The organism is Enterococcus raffinosus, assembly GCF_001886185.1.
GTDB classification, from domain to species: Bacteria; Bacillota; Bacilli; order Lactobacillales; family Enterococcaceae; genus Enterococcus_A; species Enterococcus_A raffinosus.
In genome coordinates, this window is the sequence record NZ_JXLA01000052.1 from 1 (window position 1) to 20,244 (window position 20,244).

The 20,244-nt window shown below is 41.6% G+C and carries 20 protein-coding genes and 1 riboswitch; of the genes, 14 read left to right on the top strand and 6 right to left on the bottom strand.

The window, feature by feature from the left end:
• Nucleotides 1–126: 126 nt before the first annotated feature.
• From RV13_RS18525 to RV13_RS18545, 4 genes are all read right to left on the bottom strand, one after another.
• Nucleotides 127–339 (bottom strand): DUF2922 domain-containing protein, encoded by a 213-nt coding sequence (locus RV13_RS18525; RefSeq protein ID WP_010746621.1) that lies wholly within the window; start codon nucleotides 337–339, stop codon nucleotides 127–129.
• Between the two features lie 11 nt (nucleotides 340–350).
• A complete protein-coding gene (locus RV13_RS18530; RefSeq protein ID WP_010746620.1) occupies nucleotides 351–560 on the bottom strand; it encodes an SH3 domain-containing protein in 210 nt (69 codons plus the stop codon).
• 591 nt (nucleotides 561–1,151) lie between these two features.
• A complete protein-coding gene (locus RV13_RS18540; protein WP_010746619.1) occupies nucleotides 1,152–2,051 on the bottom strand; it encodes a WaaS/CpsH family glycosyltransferase in 900 nt (299 codons plus the stop codon).
• Nucleotides 2,052–2,370: 319 nt separating this feature from the next.
• Complete coding sequence (locus tag RV13_RS18545; RefSeq protein ID WP_010746618.1) at nucleotides 2,371–2,901, bottom strand: folate family ECF transporter S component; 531 nt, start codon at nucleotides 2,899–2,901, stop codon at nucleotides 2,371–2,373.
• Nucleotides 2,902–2,936: 35 nt separating this feature from the next.
• Nucleotides 2,937–3,033, bottom strand: a riboswitch (THF riboswitch).
• A gap of 183 nt (nucleotides 3,034–3,216) precedes the next feature.
• Here RV13_RS18545 and RV13_RS18550 point away from each other — a divergent pair.
• Together RV13_RS18550 and RV13_RS18555 are read left to right on the top strand one after the other, a co-directional pair.
• Nucleotides 3,217–3,876, top strand: a complete 660-nt coding sequence (locus tag RV13_RS18550) for a hypothetical protein (RefSeq protein WP_010746617.1) — start codon at nucleotides 3,217–3,219, stop codon at nucleotides 3,874–3,876.
• 38 nt (nucleotides 3,877–3,914) lie between these two features.
• Nucleotides 3,915–4,616, top strand: a complete 702-nt coding sequence (locus RV13_RS18555) for a hypothetical protein (protein ID WP_010746616.1) — start codon at nucleotides 3,915–3,917, stop codon at nucleotides 4,614–4,616.
• Between the two features lie 148 nt (nucleotides 4,617–4,764).
• Here the strand turns inward: RV13_RS18555 and RV13_RS18560 are convergent, their stop codons facing one another.
• A complete protein-coding gene (locus tag RV13_RS18560; RefSeq protein ID WP_010746615.1) occupies nucleotides 4,765–5,667 on the bottom strand; it encodes a LysR family transcriptional regulator in 903 nt (300 codons plus the stop codon).
• Between the two features lie 277 nt (nucleotides 5,668–5,944).
• Between RV13_RS18560 and RV13_RS18565 the strand changes: the two genes are divergently transcribed.
• The 7 genes from RV13_RS18565 to RV13_RS18595 all read left to right on the top strand — a co-directional run bounded on the left by RV13_RS18565 (nucleotide 5,945) and on the right by RV13_RS18595 (nucleotide 14,211).
• A complete protein-coding gene (locus RV13_RS18565) occupies nucleotides 5,945–6,799 on the top strand; it encodes a sugar phosphate isomerase/epimerase family protein (RefSeq protein ID WP_010746614.1) in 855 nt (284 codons plus the stop codon).
• Between the two features lie 17 nt (nucleotides 6,800–6,816).
• Nucleotides 6,817–7,668: a shikimate 5-dehydrogenase gene (locus tag RV13_RS18570; protein ID WP_010746613.1), complete on the top strand. Its 852-nt coding sequence runs from the start codon at nucleotides 6,817–6,819 to the stop codon at nucleotides 7,666–7,668.
• Between the two features lie 38 nt (nucleotides 7,669–7,706).
• A complete protein-coding gene (locus RV13_RS18575; RefSeq protein WP_010746612.1) occupies nucleotides 7,707–9,011 on the top strand; it encodes an MFS transporter in 1,305 nt (434 codons plus the stop codon).
• A gap of 143 nt (nucleotides 9,012–9,154) precedes the next feature.
• Complete coding sequence (locus tag RV13_RS18580) at nucleotides 9,155–10,483, top strand: hypothetical protein (RefSeq protein ID WP_010746611.1); 1,329 nt, start codon at nucleotides 9,155–9,157, stop codon at nucleotides 10,481–10,483.
• A 26-nt stretch (nucleotides 10,484–10,509) separates the two neighbouring features.
• Complete coding sequence (locus RV13_RS18585) at nucleotides 10,510–12,630, top strand: hydantoinase/oxoprolinase family protein (RefSeq protein ID WP_028020739.1); 2,121 nt, start codon at nucleotides 10,510–10,512, stop codon at nucleotides 12,628–12,630.
• A 22-nt stretch (nucleotides 12,631–12,652) separates the two neighbouring features.
• A complete protein-coding gene (locus RV13_RS18590) occupies nucleotides 12,653–13,282 on the top strand; it encodes a hypothetical protein (protein WP_010746609.1) in 630 nt (209 codons plus the stop codon).
• Between the two features lie 92 nt (nucleotides 13,283–13,374).
• Nucleotides 13,375–14,211: an SDR family NAD(P)-dependent oxidoreductase gene (locus RV13_RS18595; protein ID WP_010746608.1), complete on the top strand. Its 837-nt coding sequence runs from the start codon at nucleotides 13,375–13,377 to the stop codon at nucleotides 14,209–14,211.
• A 196-nt stretch (nucleotides 14,212–14,407) separates the two neighbouring features.
• On the opposite strand, the gene RV13_RS18600 is transcribed toward RV13_RS18595, so the two are convergent.
• Complete coding sequence (locus RV13_RS18600) at nucleotides 14,408–16,315, bottom strand: M13 family metallopeptidase (protein WP_010746607.1); 1,908 nt, start codon at nucleotides 16,313–16,315, stop codon at nucleotides 14,408–14,410.
• Between the two features lie 101 nt (nucleotides 16,316–16,416).
• Between RV13_RS18600 and RV13_RS18605 the strand changes: the two genes are divergently transcribed.
• The 5 genes from RV13_RS18605 to RV13_RS18625 all read left to right on the top strand — a co-directional run bounded on the left by RV13_RS18605 (nucleotide 16,417) and on the right by RV13_RS18625 (nucleotide 20,085).
• The gene (locus tag RV13_RS18605; protein WP_010746606.1) at nucleotides 16,417–16,968 is read left to right on the top strand and encodes a hypothetical protein; all 552 of its coding nucleotides are present in this window, start codon (nucleotides 16,417–16,419) and stop codon (nucleotides 16,966–16,968) included.
• A gap of 135 nt (nucleotides 16,969–17,103) precedes the next feature.
• Nucleotides 17,104–18,075, top strand: a complete 972-nt coding sequence (locus RV13_RS18610) for a ribose-phosphate diphosphokinase (RefSeq protein ID WP_010746605.1) — start codon at nucleotides 17,104–17,106, stop codon at nucleotides 18,073–18,075.
• Between the two features lie 59 nt (nucleotides 18,076–18,134).
• Nucleotides 18,135–19,280, top strand: coding sequence for a cysteine desulfurase family protein (locus RV13_RS18615; protein WP_010746604.1), 1,146 nt, complete (start codon nucleotides 18,135–18,137; stop codon nucleotides 19,278–19,280).
• 64 nt (nucleotides 19,281–19,344) lie between these two features.
• Nucleotides 19,345–19,692 carry a DUF1831 domain-containing protein gene (locus RV13_RS18620; RefSeq protein WP_010746603.1) on the top strand — a complete coding sequence of 116 codons (348 nt, stop codon included), beginning with the start codon at nucleotides 19,345–19,347 and terminating at the stop codon, nucleotides 19,690–19,692.
• Nucleotides 19,693–19,764: 72 nt separating this feature from the next.
• A complete protein-coding gene (locus RV13_RS18625; RefSeq protein ID WP_010746602.1) occupies nucleotides 19,765–20,085 on the top strand; it encodes a hypothetical protein in 321 nt (106 codons plus the stop codon).
• The last annotated feature ends 159 nt before the right edge of the window (nucleotides 20,086–20,244 follow it).

Consider the following 20,244-nt stretch of genomic DNA (forward strand, 5'->3'; position numbering starts at 1 on the left):
TCTAAGGTTGTTGATTTCAAATGGAACAATTGACGGTACGAAAGTGTTTGTTCATTCATGGGATGATGCCCTCCTTTTTGTTTAGTAGAGGAAGGCGGCTAAGCCGCGCCTCCTCAAATTCATTGATTAAAAAATGATTGTTTCGACCGTTTCGACGTACTTGGCGCTAACGACTTCGTTATACAGTTTTTCGCCATCTTTATTGAATAAATGTAACAACGTCATTTTTTCTAAGATACTGCGGATATCCTCTGGCGCTTTGCCTTCTCCTGGGTTTGGATAGCTCCAAGTTTGAGAGCGACCGCCGCTGGTTTTAAAGATCGATACAAGTTTTTTCATCTAGTTTCCTTCTAATTTTTTGTCACGCGAGATTGGCTGGTGATGATCACGCCATCTAACAAGGTGTCGTCTTGGTCTAATTCCGTCATGATTTCCCCTAATTGGATGATTTCTGCTTCCTCAGGGTTTTCCACAACGTTTGAAAAAGTGACTTTCTTTAATTTTTCCACTCCTGGGACAGATAAGTGGACTTGTAGTTTGGTGCTTAGTTTTTGGATCATGTTCATTCCTCCATGTTTTTTTGTTCCGGCCGGTGACTACAAGATAAAGGATTTGCAAAAAAAATGCGAACCGCAATTTCGAATCGAAACCTTCAATTTCGAATGTTTAAGTCTTGGAAATGTTGAAAGACCGTTTCATATGATCGAAGTTGTGGGGGAAGCATCGAAGTTGCCCTTTGACTTGCACTGTCGAAAGAATGTAAATTGTAGAATTAAGCATTATTCATTGATTTATGAACCTTGAATCATAAATTTGAAGATAACACAAAAAATGGCTCATAACTAAACTCCAAATACACTAGGTTTATCAAGAATACTACAAATGATTTGTTAGTTATGAATCCGAATGCTTGAAACTTATAATAATTGAGTAAAAATCGTACTATGGATGACTGTTAAAGAAAAATTATTAATAGAAATAAGCTTGTTACTAGATTGAAGATCGTTAATATTTTTAGAAATTTAAATCAATTTAAGCTGTCCAGCAGTATGATCGGAGTTGAAGAAAATAGGAATATTCTCCGTATCAATAAGCAAATGAAAAAAAGCAGACAAAACTCTTAATTTAAAGTTTTGTCTGCTTGTATTTCTTTACAACGCACTCTCATGCGCCATCAGTTCTGGGTAATACTCGAACTCCTCAAAAAGTGTCGGATCGTAATCAACGAAGCGTTTGACCCAATTCTTAGCTTCGAAGAAATCAAGGATTTCTTGATCGGCTGGATGATAAGGGATATTCAAGAATGCCGTCAGTTTACTTAGATCTGGTTCGATCATGAAGACATTTCTTGGATCGTATAGGCGATAAAATGGCAGCATCGCATTCGCTGTAACAAGTTTCTTCTGTAAAAATAAGGACTCGAATGTTCGCAGAGTCACTCCGTATTGTCCAGCACGTAGGATTTCAAGGATGCCTTTACTGCGTTTAACTAGCTGCAAATAGTCGTTATAGGGCAAGTAGCCTTCTTGCTCGTTGCCGCGTTTTGGCAGTATATGATAGTGGGTGGATAGGCCAAGGGATTCGAAACGGCTCTTTAGTTCCATCGCCTGCTGCTTGCGGCCATTATCATTGGCGCCAAAGAAAATATCGTATTCAGTCTTATGCACGGACTCACCGACTGATTTTGTGTAAAAGGAGCTGTTATGTTTTAGCCCTAGATCTCGGGCTTCTAATGGATCGAAATGGTAGATCTCATCGATCGCGGGTTCTTTTTGTGCGTCGTTCAATTTTCGATAATGCTCTAATTTGAAGTGATTCCAGAAGAATAGAACGATCTTGGCTTTTGTGAAGGGGCGGATTCGTGCCGCCATTTCTGGTTCAAAGCCGAAATCTAAAAATATGATCAATTGAAAGTTTTTCAAGTAGTGACGTAATGTCTCGTTGCTTGCTGCAAGTAATTCTTTCCCTGAACAAACACTCATTTCTGAGATGGCAGGGAAAAAGTATAGTGAACGGTCCTTAGGGACAATCAAAACATCAGAATTTTTCATTTTTCTCCCAGCTTTCTTATTAAATTTGACCTAGCATAGCGCTTTCCAAAGTCAATAGCGATAATTATGCTTGAGAAAAATAACACAGAAACCTCATAAGAAATGAAAAAATTTTGTTCACGTGCGGTTTGCATCACGCTGTACTGATCGAACAGGTCTACTTTCTTCTTTCTAAAAAAGCTGCTCTTACCCTACTTATAATGTGAAAATCGTGAATGTCAAAAAAAAGAGGCTGTCTATGGGATAAGACAGCCTCTAAAGGAATTTACGATGTGAAAGAAAGAACTACTTTCAAACAAACGTAATCTTTTCTATAAAATTAGTGTGCGCGATTGAAGCGTGCGATCCATTGCTTGTAGGGCAATACGCCCCCTAAGAAATAGGTGATGATGGCTTGGATCGGAATCCAAATCACGGTTTTGATCAAACGTGGTGCCCAAATTACCCAGCTGTTCAATGGCACATGGTACATCATTGCCAGCCAAAGTGGAGTTAGGATCAAGTTGATCACAATCGTCGTAACTAGCACCGCTTGAATCGAATTTTTCCAAGTAATTTCTTTCTTATAGAAGAAGTACCCGTAGATTGCTCCTTCTAGAAAGGCATTGATGGTAAAACCAATGAAAAAGGGTGCCTTTGCAAAAAGTGACATACCGATAAAATCAGCGATAACCGCACCGATCCCCGTCCAAAATGGACCGAAGAGCATTCCCATGATAATTTGCGGGATAAAGGTAAAGCTGACTTTTAAAAATTGCGTCTCGATTCCTAGTATCCGAGACAAAGTGACCATCATGGCGATCAATAGCGCCATCGTTGTGATGCTTCTAGCATCGAGGTGTTTCTTCATTTCTAGCATCTCCTTATAGAGCTGCTACATCTTCATGCAGCGAATGCGAAAATAAAACCGCAGACCAAGTCTTTCGTCCAGAAGGCAACATCCCATCCCTCCAGCACTTAACGCTTTATTTTCTACTCTGATTTATTTTTGGGAGAGTTCCCCCGAAGAAATACTAGCACAGAATGAAAAAGGAAACAATCTTTTCAAGCGTAACTTTCAATTATCGGAAAAACTTTTTTTTCACTATTAATTTTGGGTAATTTTCGGCTTATTTTAGAGGTATGATAGAACTATAACTAAGCTATAGAGAAAAGAGGTCTGAATATGTCTGTAAAGCCGTTGAATGAAAGGCAGCTGTTTCGAATGAAGCGGGAGAACTTGGAAAAACGGATACAGCAATACTATGAAGAAACCCATGATACAGATGCTGTACTGGAATATAATCTGGCGGTTCTAGTCTTTAACGCGATTACGATGGATGATTATTCATTTGTCTGTCAAGAGTTGATCAAGGAAATTTTCTTAACAAGTGAACCAAGTGATAAATTACGAGATTATTGCTTGTATTTCTATGATTTCTTTGATTACCGTGAATGGGAGCTTGTAAGAGCGAGATTGTTCAAGAATAGAGCGGAATTTTCGGAATATACACGCTTGATTCGTCCCGAAACGACGTGTGTTCGAGCGGCATCTGCGCCTACGGATAAAGCACGGGATTGGCTTTTTGAGCGTTATTACGGTGATGGGAGTCATACCCATCAAGCGAAAGAAAGCTGCGACTACTATTTCGAAACCGTTTTTAAGGATGCACAGGGGAAAAAGCATAAACAAAAATTTCAAAACGCCGATATTAGCATGTCGACTAAGAAGTTAAAGGCACTGCTAACGATTCTGACAAAGCTGACAATCTTTGAAAGAGATGGGATTCGAAAGTTTGCGGAGGTCGTGTTTCCCGACTGCAAAACAGTTGTGGGAGACCTATAAGCTAGAAAAAACAATAGTATTAGAAAGAGGGGAAAAACGTGCAGCCTTTACAGGAAAGACAACTGCTTCAAATGAATCGAGATTCTTTAGAAAAGAGGATTCAACAGTACTACAACGAAACAAAAAATGAAGATGTAGTGATCGAATATGGGTTGGTTCTTCTAGTGAGAAATGCGATGGTGATGGATGACTACTCCTTTATTTGCAAAGACCTGATCTGCAAAATCTTTTTAGAAGGTAAGCCCAACAATACAAAGCGCGATTTTTGTTTGTATTTCTACGACTACTTTGAATACAGTGAATGGGAGATCGTACGAAATCGACTGTTTAAGAATCGTGCGGAGTTTTCGGAATGGACACGAAGGATTCGTCCTGAAACAAAGTGTTTTCGCGCGGCTGCGGCACCGACTTATGACAAATTTGATGAAATCTTGAGCTATGCGACACAGAACTATCCAGAAGAACAGAGAGCTGCTGCTTTTGCTGATAAGGAGAATTACGATTTTTGTTATAAGGCATATTTTGCTGATGCGAATGGCAAGAAGCATATGGTGACCTTCAAACATGCCGATATCAGCAAGTCAGGGGCGGAGCTCTATATATTATTTGAGATGCTGACAAAGCTGACAATTTTTGAGAAAGACGGGGTTCGCCGATTTACAGAAATTATGGCTGACGACTGCAATGAAGTGACTATCCACTCATTGATCCGTTCAAAGAAAAGAGCCCATAGTCGTTAATTTAAAGAAGCAGGACGAGAAGAACGTCCTGCTTCTTTGAATGGGCAATACGTTGAAGACTAGTATGGTCCAGAAAATTAGAAAAAATGATTAATATAATGAGGAGTGAACATCATGAATTCCACTTTGTCGATTTCAAGTTTGTTTTTTAATAAACGATCTCTTTTGGATCCGAATGCGCCAAGACAAATTCTTTGAAACTAATGACCGCTGGTGTTAGATAGGCTTCTTTGTTCGTAACTAGATAAAAGGAACGATCCTGTATCACATTTTTTAGGTGAATCGTTTTCAACGGCAGGTGCTTCAAGATGGACATATTTGGCACAACAGCGATCCCAAACCCTTGACTGACAAGACCGGCAATAACCTGGTCAACGGTCACCTCATATACGATATTGTAGCTGCAATTATTTTTTTTGAATATTTCATCAATCACATTCCTCAGGCCGCTGCTTTTGCTGAAGCCGATCTGCTCATAGGGCTGTGTTTGCTCCAAATAAATATTGTCAAACTGCGCCAATGGGTGATCAAGGGGCGCGATAACGACTAATTCTTGGCTAGCGATGGGTAGAAATTCTACGCTAGGTTCGTCGGGTAGGTAGGAGGCGATGCCAATATCGTAGTGCATCGTTTTGATGCCATCCACGATTTCTCTTGTTACCCCAGAGGAAGTGTGAAAATCAAAAAGAATCTCTTTATCAGGATTTGCGTCATGAAAGCCTCGAACAAGCTTTGGTACAAAAGTCGTTCCTAAAACGGGCAGGAAAGCAAAGCTGATAAAGCCGCTGCCTTTACTGATTTTTGTCACTGTTTCTATCCCGTCATCCAGCGTACCCAAAGTACGGGCGATGTAATCTTGAAAGATTTTTCCTGGTTTTGTTAATACGACATTCCGGCCTTTTTTCTCGAACAAGGTGATGCCCAGCTCATCTTCTAAAGAGGCGATCGCATTGCTCAAGCTTGGCTGTGTAACATTCAGTATTTTACTGGAACGGGTATAATGCTGCTCTCTGGCCAATACATCAAAGTATTTCAAATGTTGTAAATTCATCTGCCTCACTCCTGCTCGTTTCTCGACTTTATAAAGCTTTTCTATAAGTATAGCAAAACCTATATGTTTTACCTATAGGTTCTTCGAGAAAAACCAATTAGAATTTTGAAAATTCTCACGTTAAAATGAATGCAAGATTTGATTGTGAAAGCAGATACATTATGAACCCTATAGTTTTCACGTCAAAAAAGCTTTCATACATTAAGGGACTGCAGCCTAGCATGTGAAAGAAATAACTTTTGAATAACTGAGAGACGATTTAGGAGGAGAATAAGAAATGAAAAAAGTACCATTAACGATCAGCTCGTATACTTTAGGTATGGAAATTGACTTTGAAGAACGGGTGAAAATTGCGAAAGCAGCAGGCTTTGATGGCATTGGTCTTCGTGCTGAAACGTATATGTTGGCTATCAAGCAAGGCTATTCTGACGAACGCATGTTAGAAATTTTAGAAGAAAACGACATGAAGGTAACGGAAGTAGAGTACATCACCTTATGGGCGGATCCAAATAAAACGCAAGAAACACCAGAAACGCTATTGCAGCAATTTAAAGAACAGACCGTTTATCATATGGCTCGTTTGTTTGGCGTAGGTCATATCAACTGCGGCTTGATGGAAAAATATCCAGCGGAAGTTCATATCCAAGCCTTCAAGGAATTGTGTGCACGGGCGAAGGAATTAGTGATCGGCTTAGAATTCATGCCATACAGCGGTGTACCCGACTTAGCGAGTGCTTGGAATATCGTTAAAGGTGCGGGTTGTGATAACGGCATGCTGATCTTAGATACGTGGCATTGGGCACGGGCGGAAACATTAGCAGAAGATTTGAAAGATGTTCCGGCGGAAAAAGTCGTATCCGTTCAAATCTGTGACGTGCTGGAACGCCGCTACCCAGATACGATTTTACGTGATGAATCCATGCATGACCGTCTTTGCCCGGGAACAGGCTGGGGAGATACCGTTGGCTTCTTGAAAGCCATCAAAGAACACGGCATCAAGCCTCGGGTGGTTGGTACCGAAGTAATCTCTGATCCGATCTTGAGTTTAGGCTATGAAAAGGCGGCTCAAATGAACTATGACACAAGTATTGATGTAATCAAACAGGCTTGGCCAGAACTACTAGAAGACTAGAAAAGGGTGGGTAAAATATGTTAGAAGGCGTTTCAGGTAAAACACAATTATATGGATTGATCGGTAGTCCGGTAGGTCACTCAGGATCACCAGCGATGTACAATTATGGGTTTGAACAATTAGGCATTGATGCTGTTTATCTTGCGTTTGATGTGCAAATAGATGAAGTAGAACAAGCGATTCAATCTGTTCGTACCTTCAATATGCCTGGGGGCAACGTGACGATGCCTTGTAAGGGCGAAGCAGCGAAATATATGGATGAGTTATCCCCTGCGGCTCAGATGGTCGGTGCGATTAATACCTTTCAGAATAAGGATGGCAAATTAACAGGCCATATCACGGATGGAATCGGCTTTGTCGATAATCTGAAGGCGAATAATGTTGATCCTAAAGGAAAGAAATTCATCGTTTTAGGAACTGGTGGTGCGGCAACAGCGATCCAAGTTCAATTAGCGATTGAAGAAGCGGCAGCTATTGATATCTTCAACATCAAAGATGATTTCTTTGTAAAGGGTGAAGAAACCGTTGAACGAATCAAGAAGTTCTATCCAGATTTAGCGGTTGCCATCCATGACTTAGGAGATGCGGAATTATTGAAACAAAAAATCGCTGAAGCAGACGTTTTAGTGAATGGTACGACTGTTGGAATGGGCGAAGGGTCAACGAGAACACCAATAAGTGATACGAGTATGCTTCATGAAAAATTAGTGGTGGCGGATGCGGTATACAATCCTCCAGTAACACAGTTGATTAAAGATGCTAGGGAAAAGGGCTGTGACACGGTGACTGGAGAAGGCATGCTGTTAGGGCAAGGAAAAGCTGCATTTGAAATTTTCACCGGACAACCTCTTCCAACAAAAGAAAAATAAACGTTGGAGCTAAATAAACGAGTAGGAGTAATTATCATATGAGAAAGAAGTATTTACCGTCACTGATTTTTGTATATTTGGCCTATTTTACTCACGGAATGCAAACACTAAGCCTGAGTCAAAATGCCTCATACTTTTTTGACAAATGGGGATATACAGATGCTACCGCTGGGGCGGCGGCTGTTTCAATGGCGATCACGTTTACAGGTTTCGGGAAGCTGATCTCTGTTTGGATCGGTGGAGAAATTTCAGACAAGGTTGGTCGTAAAGTGTTGGCTGTCGGCGGATCTGTGCTATATCTTCTGTTCTTCGTCGTTTTATTATTGTCAACTAACGTGTATATCGCCTATGTTGCGGCATTCATTGTTGGGATCGCAAACTCTGGTATGTGGGATGCGGCGTTGTATCCGGCAGCACAAGAAGCGACACCTAAATATGCGGCTTCAGCACTATTAGGAATTAAATTATTTGTCTCCATCGCTGGGGTAATCTTCCCATTAATGGTTGTTCGTTTTGCAGAAGCTGGACAAAACTCTATGAGTATCATCGTACCGGGAGTATTGGCACTTATTTGTGTGATTATGTCGATTCTTTGTCCATTTGCTTATGATGATGATATGAAGGCTAGTAAAAAAGCGAAAAGTGATTCTTCCGTAGAGGAAGCATTAGAGTCTTCAGAAGATTTGGTTCAAAAAGAAATTGATGAAGCAAAAGCGAAGATGCTGGTTCAACCCAACAAGCTGGTTAATTTTACAACGATGTTTTACGGTTTTGTCTGCATGTTCATTATGTACGGCGGCCAGCAATACACGAAGGCATATGGTTTGAGTAATGTCGGTATGACAGAAATGCAGGCAGCGAGCTTGACGTCTGTTTATACGATTGGTTCCATTATCGCTGTTCTTTTCTGGGCCTTTATGATGGGTAAATTAAGATGGAATCCGGTGAAGGTATTGTTCATCGATGCAATCTTTACAACGATTCCTTTGGTTGCTGTGTTGCTTATTCATAATATTACGGTGATCTATATCAGTATCGCTTGCTTAGGATTCTTCGCTGCGGGTGGTGCTTTACAGGCAGGACTTAGCGTTCGTCAAATGTTCTCACCAGGGAGAAAAGGTAGAAATACCGGGATCTATTATACTTGGATGAGTATCGCCAGTGTCGCTTTACCATATTTTGTTGCGTATATGACAAAATCGGCAGGTGAAGGACAAGCGGTATATATCATGATGGGCTTGTTGCTAATGTTTGGGGTCATCTCAATCGTTATGATGAGTTACTTAGTCCTACAGCACAAGAAGATTTTTGGTTACAGTGCTTTTGAGAAGCTGAAGGATTAGCAGGAATTGAATAATACTTTCGGAGGAAAGGCTGATTTTTAAGAATCAGTCTCCTCCTTGTTTTCATATTATGAAGTATCATGTGAAATATTTTTCAATATTCAACTATGGAAACAGAGACTCAGGGTTTAAAGGAGGTACCCATGGATATTTTAATTGGGATATTGTTAATCTGTTCCTTTGTAGGAATGGTTATATTTTGTATAAAAGGACACAACTTGATGGTCGGCTTTTTCATTATGGCGACCATTTGGACCGTGCTGCCAATCATTGGAAATTTGATTTCACCTAACGAGGTATTTGCCGGCATGACAATCACGGACATGCTGAAGACGGTCTATCAAACGGCGCCCGAAAAATATGGGGCGTCACTAATGAACATTTTCTTGGGTGCTTTTTTTGGCCGAATATTATTGGATACTGGAATAGCTTCTACGATCATTCGAAAGAGTGTGGAATTAGGTGGAGATAATCCAGCAATCATTTTAGCGATTGTGAACTTAATTACAGGTTTTATTTTTACTTCGATGACTGGAGCAGGCTCCGTTATCGCGATTGCGGTAATTATTCTGCCGATCTTGTTTTCAATTGGGATTCCGAAGGTTATCGCGTTCTTTTCATTTACTGGTTCGGTGGCAGCTGGCTTGTTTTTGAATCCAATTAATTTCGCGCAATATTCTGCTTTCTTTTTGAATTCAAACGGCGGCGCCGAATACTCATATAGCGATTATTTTCCGTTTGGAATTTTGGCATTTCTAGTAATGATCGTTGTGGTGTCTATAGCGGCGATGATTTATTTGCGAGTGGAAAGTCTGACCTATGCTTGGGCGGCGACGAAAGAAAGTAAGATTATGGACGCACCAGGGATTTCGCTGATCACGCCCTTTTTACCAGTAGTGGGAGTTATTCTGCTGGATCTTCCGGTGATTCTTTGCTTTATTTTAGCTAGTTTGTATGCTTTGGCTGTCTGCGGTGTGCTGAAGGGCGGCTTTAGAGAGATTTGTCGAACGGTTTCTCGTATTTTTACAGAAGGGGTCAAGGACACCTCCTCGTTGGTTGCCTTTTGGATCACTTTAGCCATGTTTAATGATGCAGCCTTTTTTGCGGCACCATACTTTGAGAAAATCATCGGCGGCATCATTCCAACGGCCCCCTTAGCATTATGTATTCTGTTTGGTATTTTAGCGCCATTAACGTGGTTTAAGGGACCGCTATCTTTAATTGGATCTGGTGCGGCTTTGTTGGCGGTGGTGAGTCAAACGACGAATTATCCAACAACATTTCTCTATCCGCTATTTGCCTCTGTATTGATCGGCATGGCGCATTTTGATATTACGATTTCTTGGAATGCATGGGGATTGAGCTTCAACCGAATCAACGCGATCGATTATATGAAGGTGACATTTGTCCCTGGGATTATTGTCGCGCTGATCTTGGAAATTGCGAACTTCTTGCTAAATAATCCAGTATAAATGAATGAAAGAAGGGGAATCTCTGAATGAAACGAAGAGTTCGAATAGGGATTGACGTAGGCGGCACCCATACAAAGGCGGTAGCAATTAATAATGATACGCAGGAAATCATTGGAAAATCTTCTGTTAAAACTACCCATGATAATGAGAAGGGCGTAGCAGAAGGCGTGGTCAATTCCTTCTTAAAATGTTTAAAGGATTACAATATTGATCCTGAAGAAGTTGTATTTGTGGCACATAGTACCACGCAGGCAACGAATGCTTTACTAGAGGGAGACGTCGCAAAAATCGGCATTATCAGTACGGCGAAACCTGGAATAGAAGGCTGGTTAGCACGGATTCAATCCAATTTAAAGGACATTGATTTAGGAACAGGGCGAAGTATTCATATCTCCTCACGTTTTGTTACTCAAAATGAATTAAAGGAAGAGAAGATTTCAACCATCATTGACGAGTTATTGGCTGATGGCATGGATGTTTTGGTTGCATCTGCAGCTTTTGGCGTGGATGACTTATGTTTAGAAGAACAGATCGCTGAGGTAGGTAGGAAGAAAGGGATTCCAGTCACCTTAGCTTCAGAAATGACCAAGCTCTATGGTCTATCTCGAAGGACACGTACAGCAACGATCAATGCATCAATTCTGCCAAAAATGCTGGAGACGGCTAATTCTACTGAAGAAAGTGTTCGCTCTTCTGGTGTGGATGTTCCCTTAATGATCATGCGAGGGGATGGCGGGCTAATGGATGTTGTTGAAATGAAGAAACGTCCGGTATTAACGATGCTGTCAGGTCCCGCTGCTAGTGTCATGGGGGCTCTGATGTACTTGCGCACCTCCAACGGTATCTACTTTGAGGTGGGAGGCACCTCTACCAATCTAGGTGTTATCAAAAATGGACGTCCGGTGATTGATTATTCAGAAATATCTGGTCACAAAACTTACGTGAATTCATTGGACGTGCGCGTATTAGGTGTCGCAGGGGGAAGTATGATCCGGGTGAACAAGAGCGGTGTCAAGGACGTTGGTCCGCGAAGTGCGCACATTGCCGGATTAGAATATGCCGTATACACACCAGAAGAAGAAATTGTTGATCCAAAGCTGGAGCTCTATTCACCAAAAGAGGGGGATCCAGCGGACTATGTAGCGATAAGATTGGCGAGTGGAAAATGTATCACGATCACTAATTCCTGCGCAGCAAATGTTTTAGGCTATGTTACGGAGGAAGATTTTTCTTACGGGAATGTTGCTTCTGCTAGAAAAGCCATGACTCCTTTAGCGGACTATTTGAATACCACGGTGGAGGATGTCGCGCGACAGATTTTGTCGAAGGCGGTGGAAAAGATTGAGCCAGTGATCCGCTCATTAGCCAAAAAGTATCAGCTAGAAAAAAATCAAATGACCTTAGTAGGTGTAGGTGGCGGTGTCGCTGCATTGATCAAATTCGCTGCAGAGCGAATGGAATTGAACTATAAGATTCCTGAAAATGCTGAGGTGATCTCTTCGATTGGTGTCGCGTTGGCTGCTGTACAAGACGTGGTTGAACGAATCGTACCAAATCCTACGAAGCAGGATATTCAAGCAATCAAGCAAGAGGTTACAGATATGGCAATCGAGAGTGGGGCGACAGAGGATAGTGTCGAAGTTCATATCGAGATCGATCCGCAAACACAAAAAATTACCGCCAGGGCTTCGGGTTCAACAGCGGCACAGGCGACGGAAGTCCAATCAGTTGCCACTGAGACAGAGGCACGCGAGATTGCTGTACAGGATTTTCGTTTGCCGGCTGAAGAGGTTCAACTGCTTGATTCTACCGATCATTTTTACGTTTATGGCGCCAATTCCAAAAAAGGGAATGGTGTTCGGGTAATTGACAAGAAAGGCTTTATTCGAGTACAGCGTGAGCATGCGGAGGTAGTAAAAACGTCTATTCAAAATTACTTTGAACAGGTGACCTATTTGTGGGAAAGTATGGCAAATTATCAGAGTGATTTGATTATCCGTCCAGATTTCTATTTCTGTGTGGGACCACGGCTATTAGATTTTTCCAGCACCGACTTTACACAGTTGACGATGCTGATGGAGATTGAAATGAGTGAAATCGTTGGCGCTGAGGAAATGATGATCATTGCGGCGAATCGCTACACTTAAAAGGTTGATGGAGGTTTGACTTATGGAGGATCAGATGAAACAGTTGTCGCAGTTAAGAGATGAGCAGATCGGGCATTTTTTACTTTCACAAGATCATCTTTATAAAAAAATTCCTGAAGTCAAACGCTCCGAAATGCTGCATCAAGCCATTGACTGTGGAAAAAGGACGGCACAAGATTTTGCTGAAGAGGATTTGTGGAAATATTGTCAGAAAAACACAATTCAGGTTGAATACTTTACTGAAGACTTGAAGGCGGAAAACTTTCGTTTTGTATTGGCAGAGTTTCAATTGCCTAATCGAATTCGAATCAATCAAAGCCTGTTAAAAGAAGCAGAAGTCCTTTTTTTAGCCCAACAGGAATTTCTACAGGGTCAGAAGAAAGTGAAGGAGATTTTATTAGCCCACGAGCTCTATCATTATCTGGAAAATCAACAGGAATCCTATACGACGCAAAAGCAGTTGACCTATCAAACAGGGCCATTTAAACGTCAGGCACGTGTACATTCCTTGAGTGAAATCGCGGCGACAAGCTTTGCAAAAGAGTTATTGGATTTGAACTTTTCGCCAATTTTATTAAATGTACTTTTGCTTTATCCAGTCGCTCCTGATTACAGTCAGGAGCTGGCAAAGCAATTGCTGATGATTGATTGAACGAGGCTATAGATTGATTGAAAAAAAGAATTAGTATCCATTGATAGGATTCAGTATATTTAAAGAAAGAAAACCTTTAAGGAGCGGAAATAATGGAAAAATCATGGTTAGATTTAGCAGGCGACGTGGTCGTAATCACGGGAGCTTTAGGTGGAATGGGGCGCAAAATCGCGAATGACTTCGCGGAGCAAAAGGCAAACTTAGCTTTAGTCGACTTAAATGAAGAAGCGACAGAAAGCTATGCGAAAGAGTTAGCCAAAAAATATGGCGTTCAGGCGAAAGGCTATGCCTGCAATTCAACAGTTGAAGAGCAAGTAGACGCATTAGCGAAAACGGTAAAAGAAGATTTTGGAAGAATTGATGTGTTGGTTCAAACAGCAGCTATCTTGACCTTCAGTCCATTAGAGGACTTAGCGTTGGATGAATGGAAGCGTACAATTGATGTGAACTTGAATGGGTATTTCTTAGTTTCACAACGAATTGGTCGTGTGATGATCGAGCAGCAATCTGGTCGGATGGTCCACATTTCTACGATCGCTTCGATTGCACCGGAAACTTACTCAGGCGCATACAGCCCAAGTAAAGCGGGTGTGAACATGCTGTCTAAGATGATCGCCGGTGAATGGGGACAATATGGTGTACGCAGCAACTGTGTATTGCCATGCTTCGTAAAAACACCATTATCAACGAAATTCTATGAAGACGCGGAAGTAGAAGAAGGCAGAAGAAGAATGACTGCCAACCGCCGCATCGGTGAAGTACAAGATATTGCGAATGCGGTGCTTTACCTAGCCAGCAAACGTTCAGATTATACGAACGGCCACGAATTACGTGTGGAAGGTGGCTTCGGGAATATGATCGGCGATCTTGTACCGAAACCAGGCGGTCGCCGTCAATATGCTATTGATTCAAAGAAACCAAAAGCTTAATACATCGCCAGAGCCTTGACAACATTTGTCAGGGTTCTTTTTTTATACGGTTTAAAGAAATACTTGCAGTTGATTTAACTTGATATCACAACGAGAGATCTCAGGAAATATAATCAATTGCTAATCTCCATAACTAAAAAAGTTCGAAGAAAACAGGGAGTGCTTTCTTCGAACTTATTGTTTTAAGTAAAAGAGATTACCAAATACTTACCCGTTTTTCTGGTGCTAAATACATCGCATCTGTTGGTTGGATATCAAAGGTTTGGTAAAAATCTGCCAAGTTCTTCACTTGAACGTTGGCCCGTAATTTATTTGGCGCATGCACATCAATTGATAAAAGTAGTTGTGTGTATTCTTGGCGCGCCTTCATGCGCCAAATGGTTGCCCAATTAATAAAGAAGCCTTCAAGGTCAACGTCTTTGTCCTTTTTAGCAGCTTCAAGTGCACAGCTCAAGCCACCCGCATCGGCGATGTTTTCTGAGACCGTCAGCTTGCCATTTACTTTTCCACCGGCAATTTCTAGACCGTCAAATTCAGCGATCATTTGATCAGCTAGTTCCTGGAAGTGTTGCTGATCTTCTTCTGTCCACCAATTGTTTAAGTTCCCATATTCGTCAAAGAGTGAGCCATTGTTGTCAAAGGCGTGAGAGATTTCGTGAGCAATTACCGCACCGATGCCTCCGAAATTTTCACTGCTGGATTGCTCTAGACTGTAAAATGGCGCTTGAAGAATCGCTGCTGGAAAAACAATGATATTGCGGAATGGGTGGTAATAAGCATTCACTGTATCTGCACTCATTTCCCATTCATCCCGTTCAACAGGTTGATTCCATTTAGCATAGTCTTCTTTCCGTTTAAGATGACTGAAGTGCAGCGCATTATCTAAAAGAGTGCCGCCTTTTTCTGCTGGTGTTACTTTAAATTGTGTATAGATTGATGGGATCTTTTCTGGATATCCAACATGGATACCTAATGTACCTAACTTAACGATGGCTTTTTCACGAGTTGCCTGACTTAACCAAGTATTATGGTTTAGACGCTCTTGATAAATGCCGACCATTCGTTGAACCATTTGTTCCACGTCTTTTTTTGCCTGTTCGCCGAAGTATTTCTTTCCGTAGTAGTCGCCGACGATTTGGTCGAAGCGGCCGGAAGCCAAATAGAACGCCGCTTTTTCTTGTGAACGGGCTTCAGGGGCACCAGAAAGTGTGCGGCTGTAGATGCCGCCGACTTGACGAAACTCCTCGCTGAGATAAGCGGTTAAAGCATTGATGGTCATCACTAACATCCAGCTTTTCATCTGTTGGAAGGTGGTTGGATTCACTAATTCATCTAGCTTGTCAAAATAAGCAGGTTCAGTCACGATGATTTTTTCGGGAACCTCACCGACCAATCCAGTCAATAGCTTCTTCAAATCTAAATGCTGGCTATGCTTAATGAAGGCGTCGCCGCTTTCAGGATTGTACATTTTACTGTAGTCGGCATTTTCCTCTGCACTTTTTACGTGAGGAGCCAACAATTTGTCGTATTGCAGGGCTTCATCGGTGATTTGTTCTGCGACAGCTGTTTCATAGCCTGCAAGTTCAAAAAGCTTCATTGTCATTTCTTTAAAGACTGCCAGCAATTGTGGCGCTTGTGGGTGCTCCGCCTCGTAATAAGTTTTATCCGGTAAGATCAAGCTAGGAGCACCAGCAAATAAAGCATTGATTTTTGTATTTTTCATATCCGCATCTACGTCAACGCCAAAGGGTAAAGGCAGTCCGTCCAGCACCCAACTGGTTAATTGCTGTTCGATCTCCGTAAGGTCCTTTACATCTTCCACGCGTTTCAATAAAGGAAGCATAGGTGCTGCGCCATCTTGATCCCGTTTTTGATAATCATTGGCTAGTCGATAATAGGCAATGTATTCTTTCATCAAATCATTGGGAATGAGTGAAGCGTCCTCACTCATTTTTTTGGTATCTGCCATTAATAGCTCATCAATGCCATCTACAAGGTCCTGGAACCCGCCGGTTGCTGGTTTGTCTGCTGGGATCGTCGCTTCCTTGATCCATTCGCCATTAACCGCTTCATATAGATCTTCTTTGATTAATGCTTTGTTCAAAATAGATTCCTCCATCCTTTTTCTCTAGTTCTTTCAGCTACTATCCATTATGATATAACTTAAGAAGATACACAAAAGAAAATGATTCGGAGGTGGCAAAAATGAATTATCCAATGGATCAATGGATAGAGCTAAACAGCTTTGAACCCTACCGTGATTGGAAAACACCGCGCGGTTTTTTATGCGGAACTTATGCCAGTAGTGTTCTGTTAGCCTATTGGCAAGATCAAATAGATGACCGTATTTTGCCGAATGGGTTAAGAAAAAAAGAGAACGAACAAAACGAAGCGCTGATTCAAGCGCTGCAGCCTTTGTTGCAGCCGATCGATTTTCCAACTGTACCGCTTCAGATTTCTTTAGGCTTAAATCGCTTTTTTCGCCGCTATCGAATTTCTTATCGTGCTCGCGGAACAGTGGCGGGGTCTTGGCAGCGTGTGACCAAACGCATTTTGAAGGGAGAGCCTGTGATGATCGGACTCTTGCAATTGTTTGGCAGCAGCTATAAAAATCATTGGGTGGTTGTTCACGGATTCATGGAAACCTCAGACGGACAAAAATTTTATAAAATCCACGACAATTGGGGTAAAAGTGCTGCGGTAATTCCTGCTGAATGGGGAAACGGCACGATATCTTTGGTGGCACAAAGAGGCTGATCGCGGATTTCATTAAAGATTTCAGATCAAATTTTTCAAAGCATCGCTTTTATCCGCCTAAACAAAAAGTAAAATCTACATCAAATAACTCAAAATATGTTAAACTGGTGGTACAAAAATACTTGGAGGGACACCATGTCAGAAGAAAGTAATGAAAAGTTTAAAATTTTTAGCTTAAATGGAAATAAACCATTGGCTGAAAAAATCGCCGATGTCTGTGGCGTGCCATTAGGGAAAAGTACTGTCAAGCAGTTTAGTGATGGAGAGATCGCTATTAATTTGGAAGAGACAGTTCGCGGATTCGATGTTTATTTGATCCAATCAACCAATGAGCCGGTGAATGATTATTATTTAGAATTATTGATCATGATCGATGCGTTAAAACGAGCAAGTGCGAAAACAATCAATGTTGTCTTGCCTTACTATGGGTATGCTAGACAGGATCGTACAGCAAAGCCGCATGAGCCGATCACAGCAAAATTGATTGCGAATTTACTTTCAGACGCAGGGGCAACAAGAGTCTTGACTCTTGATTTACACACTGTGCAGGTCCAAGGATTCTTTGATATTCCAGTTGATAATTTGTTTACGATGCCATTGTTCGCGCATTATTATCGTCGCCGTGGAATGGTTGGGGATGATTATGTTGTTGTTTCTCCAAAAAATAGTGGTGTTCAGCGTGCCCGCAGTCTAGCGGAGTATTTGGATACTGCTATCGCGATTGTGGATGTTGCAGAAGAGGGGAATCCTGAATCTGGTTACGTTATCGGTGATGTCGAAGGTCGCTGCTGTATCATGGTGGATGATATCCTGAATACAGGGGAGGTTTTCTCCAATGCGTCAAAAACATTGAAGAAAGCTGGCGCTAAAGAAGTGGTTGCCTGTGCCTCTCATGGACTACTATCACCTCCAGCAAAAGAGAATTTAGATGCCGCGGACATCAAGGACATCTGCATTACAGATTCTGTCTTGACTGATCCAGAACGCCATCCAGAAAAATTATCCATTATTAGTTGTTCTGTGCTGATGGGAGAAGCAGTCAAACGTATCCATCAAAATGAATCAGTCAGCCCATTGTTTACGATGGAACAAAAAGATTTCGAATAAAAGGGCATTAAGCCCTTTTTTTGTCGAAGCACTGACTATGAAGAGAGGTTTAAAAGTTTGTGGAAAATATATATTTAGATCATGCGGCGACAAGCCCTATGCATCCAGAAGTCATCGCGACGATGACAGAAATCATGGCGGATACTTTTGGTAATCCATCAAGTGTTCATTCTTTTGGCCGACAGGCTGCCGGAAAATTGGAAATGGCGCGAGAGGTGATCGGCAAGAGTCTCGGTGTGAAATATCATGAGATCATCTTTAACAGCGGCGGAACAGAAGGAGATAACACGGCTATTTTAGAGACTGCTTTTGGCCGACAAGCAGAAGGACGGCATTTGATCACTACTCAGATTGAACATCCTGCGGTAATTAATACGATGAAGTATTTAGAGACGCAAGGGTTTGACGTGACCTATTTGCCAGTAGATCGCAAAGGCAACATCTCCTTAGCCGATTTTGACGCCAGTTTGCGGCCAGATACGATCTTAGTTTCCATTATGTATGGCAATAATGAGATCGGGAATTTGATGCCTATCAAAGAAATCGGAGAACGGTTGAAGGAGCATCCGGCGTATTTCCATACGGATGCGGTTCAAGCTTATGGCAATCAATTCATTCGTCCTCATGAATTAGGGATTGATTTTTTGAGTATTTCCGCCCATAAGATCAATGGGCCAAAGGGAGTTGGCTTCTTGTACAAAAGTGACGATGCCAAGTTACCCCCATTGCTTCGAGGCGGCGAACAAGAGGAGAAACGTCGTGCGGGAACGGAAAACTTGGCCGGGATTTGCGGTATGGCTAAGGCGGTTGAATTACTGACTGAAGAGGAACGAGAAAAACGTCGCGCGCTGTATGATCAATTCACTCATAAGATTTTAACTACCTTGGATCAAGCAGGGGTCGACTATCAGGTGAATGGCGATTTGAGCAACAAGCTGCCTCATGTACTGAATCTTCGTTTCAAGGGAATTATCAATGATTTGTTGTTGATGAAGCTGGATTTACGAGGCATTGCCGTCTCAACTGGTTCTGCTTGTACAGCAGGAACGATCGATCCTTCCCATGTATTAGAAGCCATGTATGGAAAGAACGCTCAGGAAGTAAGGGAATCACTACGTGTAAGCTTTGGCTACGGAAATACCATGGAGCAAGTGGACTATTTTGCTGAACAGCTCGTTGCGAGTTTACAAGAACTAACAAAGTAGATTGAAATGGCTCATGCTTATCTTTATAATTAAGAGTGAAAGAAAAAAACGATGAGGTGAGTAAATGGCATTTACTGAAAAAGCGACGATTAAGGGATCAAAATATCAATACGCGTTAGCACCAACGGCTAAACGCTATACACTGCGAGACAATGGCTTTACAGAAACAAGTTCTGGTAACTTCCAATTGGTTCGTCCTCTACAGGCAACACCACAAAGCAAAGAAGGCTTCAAACTAAAAATTACGGTATCAAAAGATATCCATACGATGAAAATGTCGGTAACAACGGCAAATGGCTTAAAAGCAGTAGATATCTTTAAAGATTCGAAGCAAGAAATGGTTCAAGAAAAATTTTACTTTCTGATGGACGGTATGATCGATCGTGGGCTCTTTGTAAAAGAAGAAGTTTAATTGTGAGATTTAATGAATGAGGTCTGTTTTTTTGCCAGTATTTTTTAGCAAAACAAAAAAGGACTGAAGCGAATGAGTAGAAAAGTCATTTGGATATGGTCATTTAATAACCGTCAGCAAACTGTTGGCTCGCCTAATGGAATGATTGCGTTGAGGCATCCCTTTAAATTTCAAAGAGGGATAAGACAAATACTAGCGCCCGATTGGACGGTTGAATTTATCAGTGATGATTTTTCAGAAGAACTCCCACAGGCAGATGTCATCGTTATCCCTAGATCAAATAGAGCACTTTACGCAGAACGAGCAAAAGATGCGAAGGTTGTATGGGTGTCAGGAAACGAGGTTGTGGAGAACGATTTTGAAGGAATCAAGAAAAAAATAGTTGAAGCTTAAACAGCAAGGGGAGTCATCAGTTGCTCTGCCTATACAAGTAGCGTTTTTAATGAAGTAAGAAGAATCATGTGAATATTGAAAAGAGAAGGCTTCTTAGGGTGTCCAAAAGTTGTGATGAACAAACTTTTGGGGCTCTTCGTCAATGAGTGTTGGTGAAGA

Bases quoted from the DNA above. Each gene is read 5' to 3' on its own strand.
- RV13_RS18540 (WP_010746619.1), bottom strand. From the start codon at position 2,051: ATGAAAAATTCTGATGTTTTGATTGTCCCTAAGGACCGTTCACTATAC.
- RV13_RS18595 (WP_010746608.1), top strand. From the start codon at position 13,375: ATGGAAAAATCATGGTTAGATTTAGCAGGCGACGTGGTCGTAATCACG.
- RV13_RS18620 (WP_010746603.1), top strand. From the start codon at position 19,345: ATGGCATTTACTGAAAAAGCGACGATTAAGGGATCAAAATATCAATAC.
- RV13_RS18575 (WP_010746612.1), top strand. From the start codon at position 7,707: ATGAGAAAGAAGTATTTACCGTCACTGATTTTTGTATATTTGGCCTAT.
- RV13_RS18585 (WP_028020739.1), top strand. From the start codon at position 10,510: ATGAAACGAAGAGTTCGAATAGGGATTGACGTAGGCGGCACCCATACA.
- RV13_RS18545 (WP_010746618.1), bottom strand. From the start codon at position 2,901: ATGAAGAAACACCTCGATGCTAGAAGCATCACAACGATGGCGCTATTG.
- RV13_RS18570 (WP_010746613.1), top strand. From the start codon at position 6,817: ATGTTAGAAGGCGTTTCAGGTAAAACACAATTATATGGATTGATCGGT.
- RV13_RS18610 (WP_010746605.1), top strand. From the start codon at position 17,104: ATGTCAGAAGAAAGTAATGAAAAGTTTAAAATTTTTAGCTTAAATGGA.
- RV13_RS18565 (WP_010746614.1), top strand. From the start codon at position 5,945: ATGAAAAAAGTACCATTAACGATCAGCTCGTATACTTTAGGTATGGAA.
- RV13_RS18525 (WP_010746621.1), bottom strand. From the start codon at position 339: ATGAAAAAACTTGTATCGATCTTTAAAACCAGCGGCGGTCGCTCTCAA.
- RV13_RS18530 (WP_010746620.1), bottom strand. From the start codon at position 560: ATGATCCAAAAACTAAGCACCAAACTACAAGTCCACTTATCTGTCCCA.
- RV13_RS18605 (WP_010746606.1), top strand. From the start codon at position 16,417: ATGAATTATCCAATGGATCAATGGATAGAGCTAAACAGCTTTGAACCC.
- RV13_RS18580 (WP_010746611.1), top strand. From the start codon at position 9,155: ATGGATATTTTAATTGGGATATTGTTAATCTGTTCCTTTGTAGGAATG.
- RV13_RS18625 (WP_010746602.1), top strand. From the start codon at position 19,765: ATGAGTAGAAAAGTCATTTGGATATGGTCATTTAATAACCGTCAGCAA.
- RV13_RS18560 (WP_010746615.1), bottom strand. From the start codon at position 5,667: ATGAATTTACAACATTTGAAATACTTTGATGTATTGGCCAGAGAGCAG.
- RV13_RS18590 (WP_010746609.1), top strand. From the start codon at position 12,653: ATGGAGGATCAGATGAAACAGTTGTCGCAGTTAAGAGATGAGCAGATC.
- RV13_RS18550 (WP_010746617.1), top strand. From the start codon at position 3,217: ATGTCTGTAAAGCCGTTGAATGAAAGGCAGCTGTTTCGAATGAAGCGG.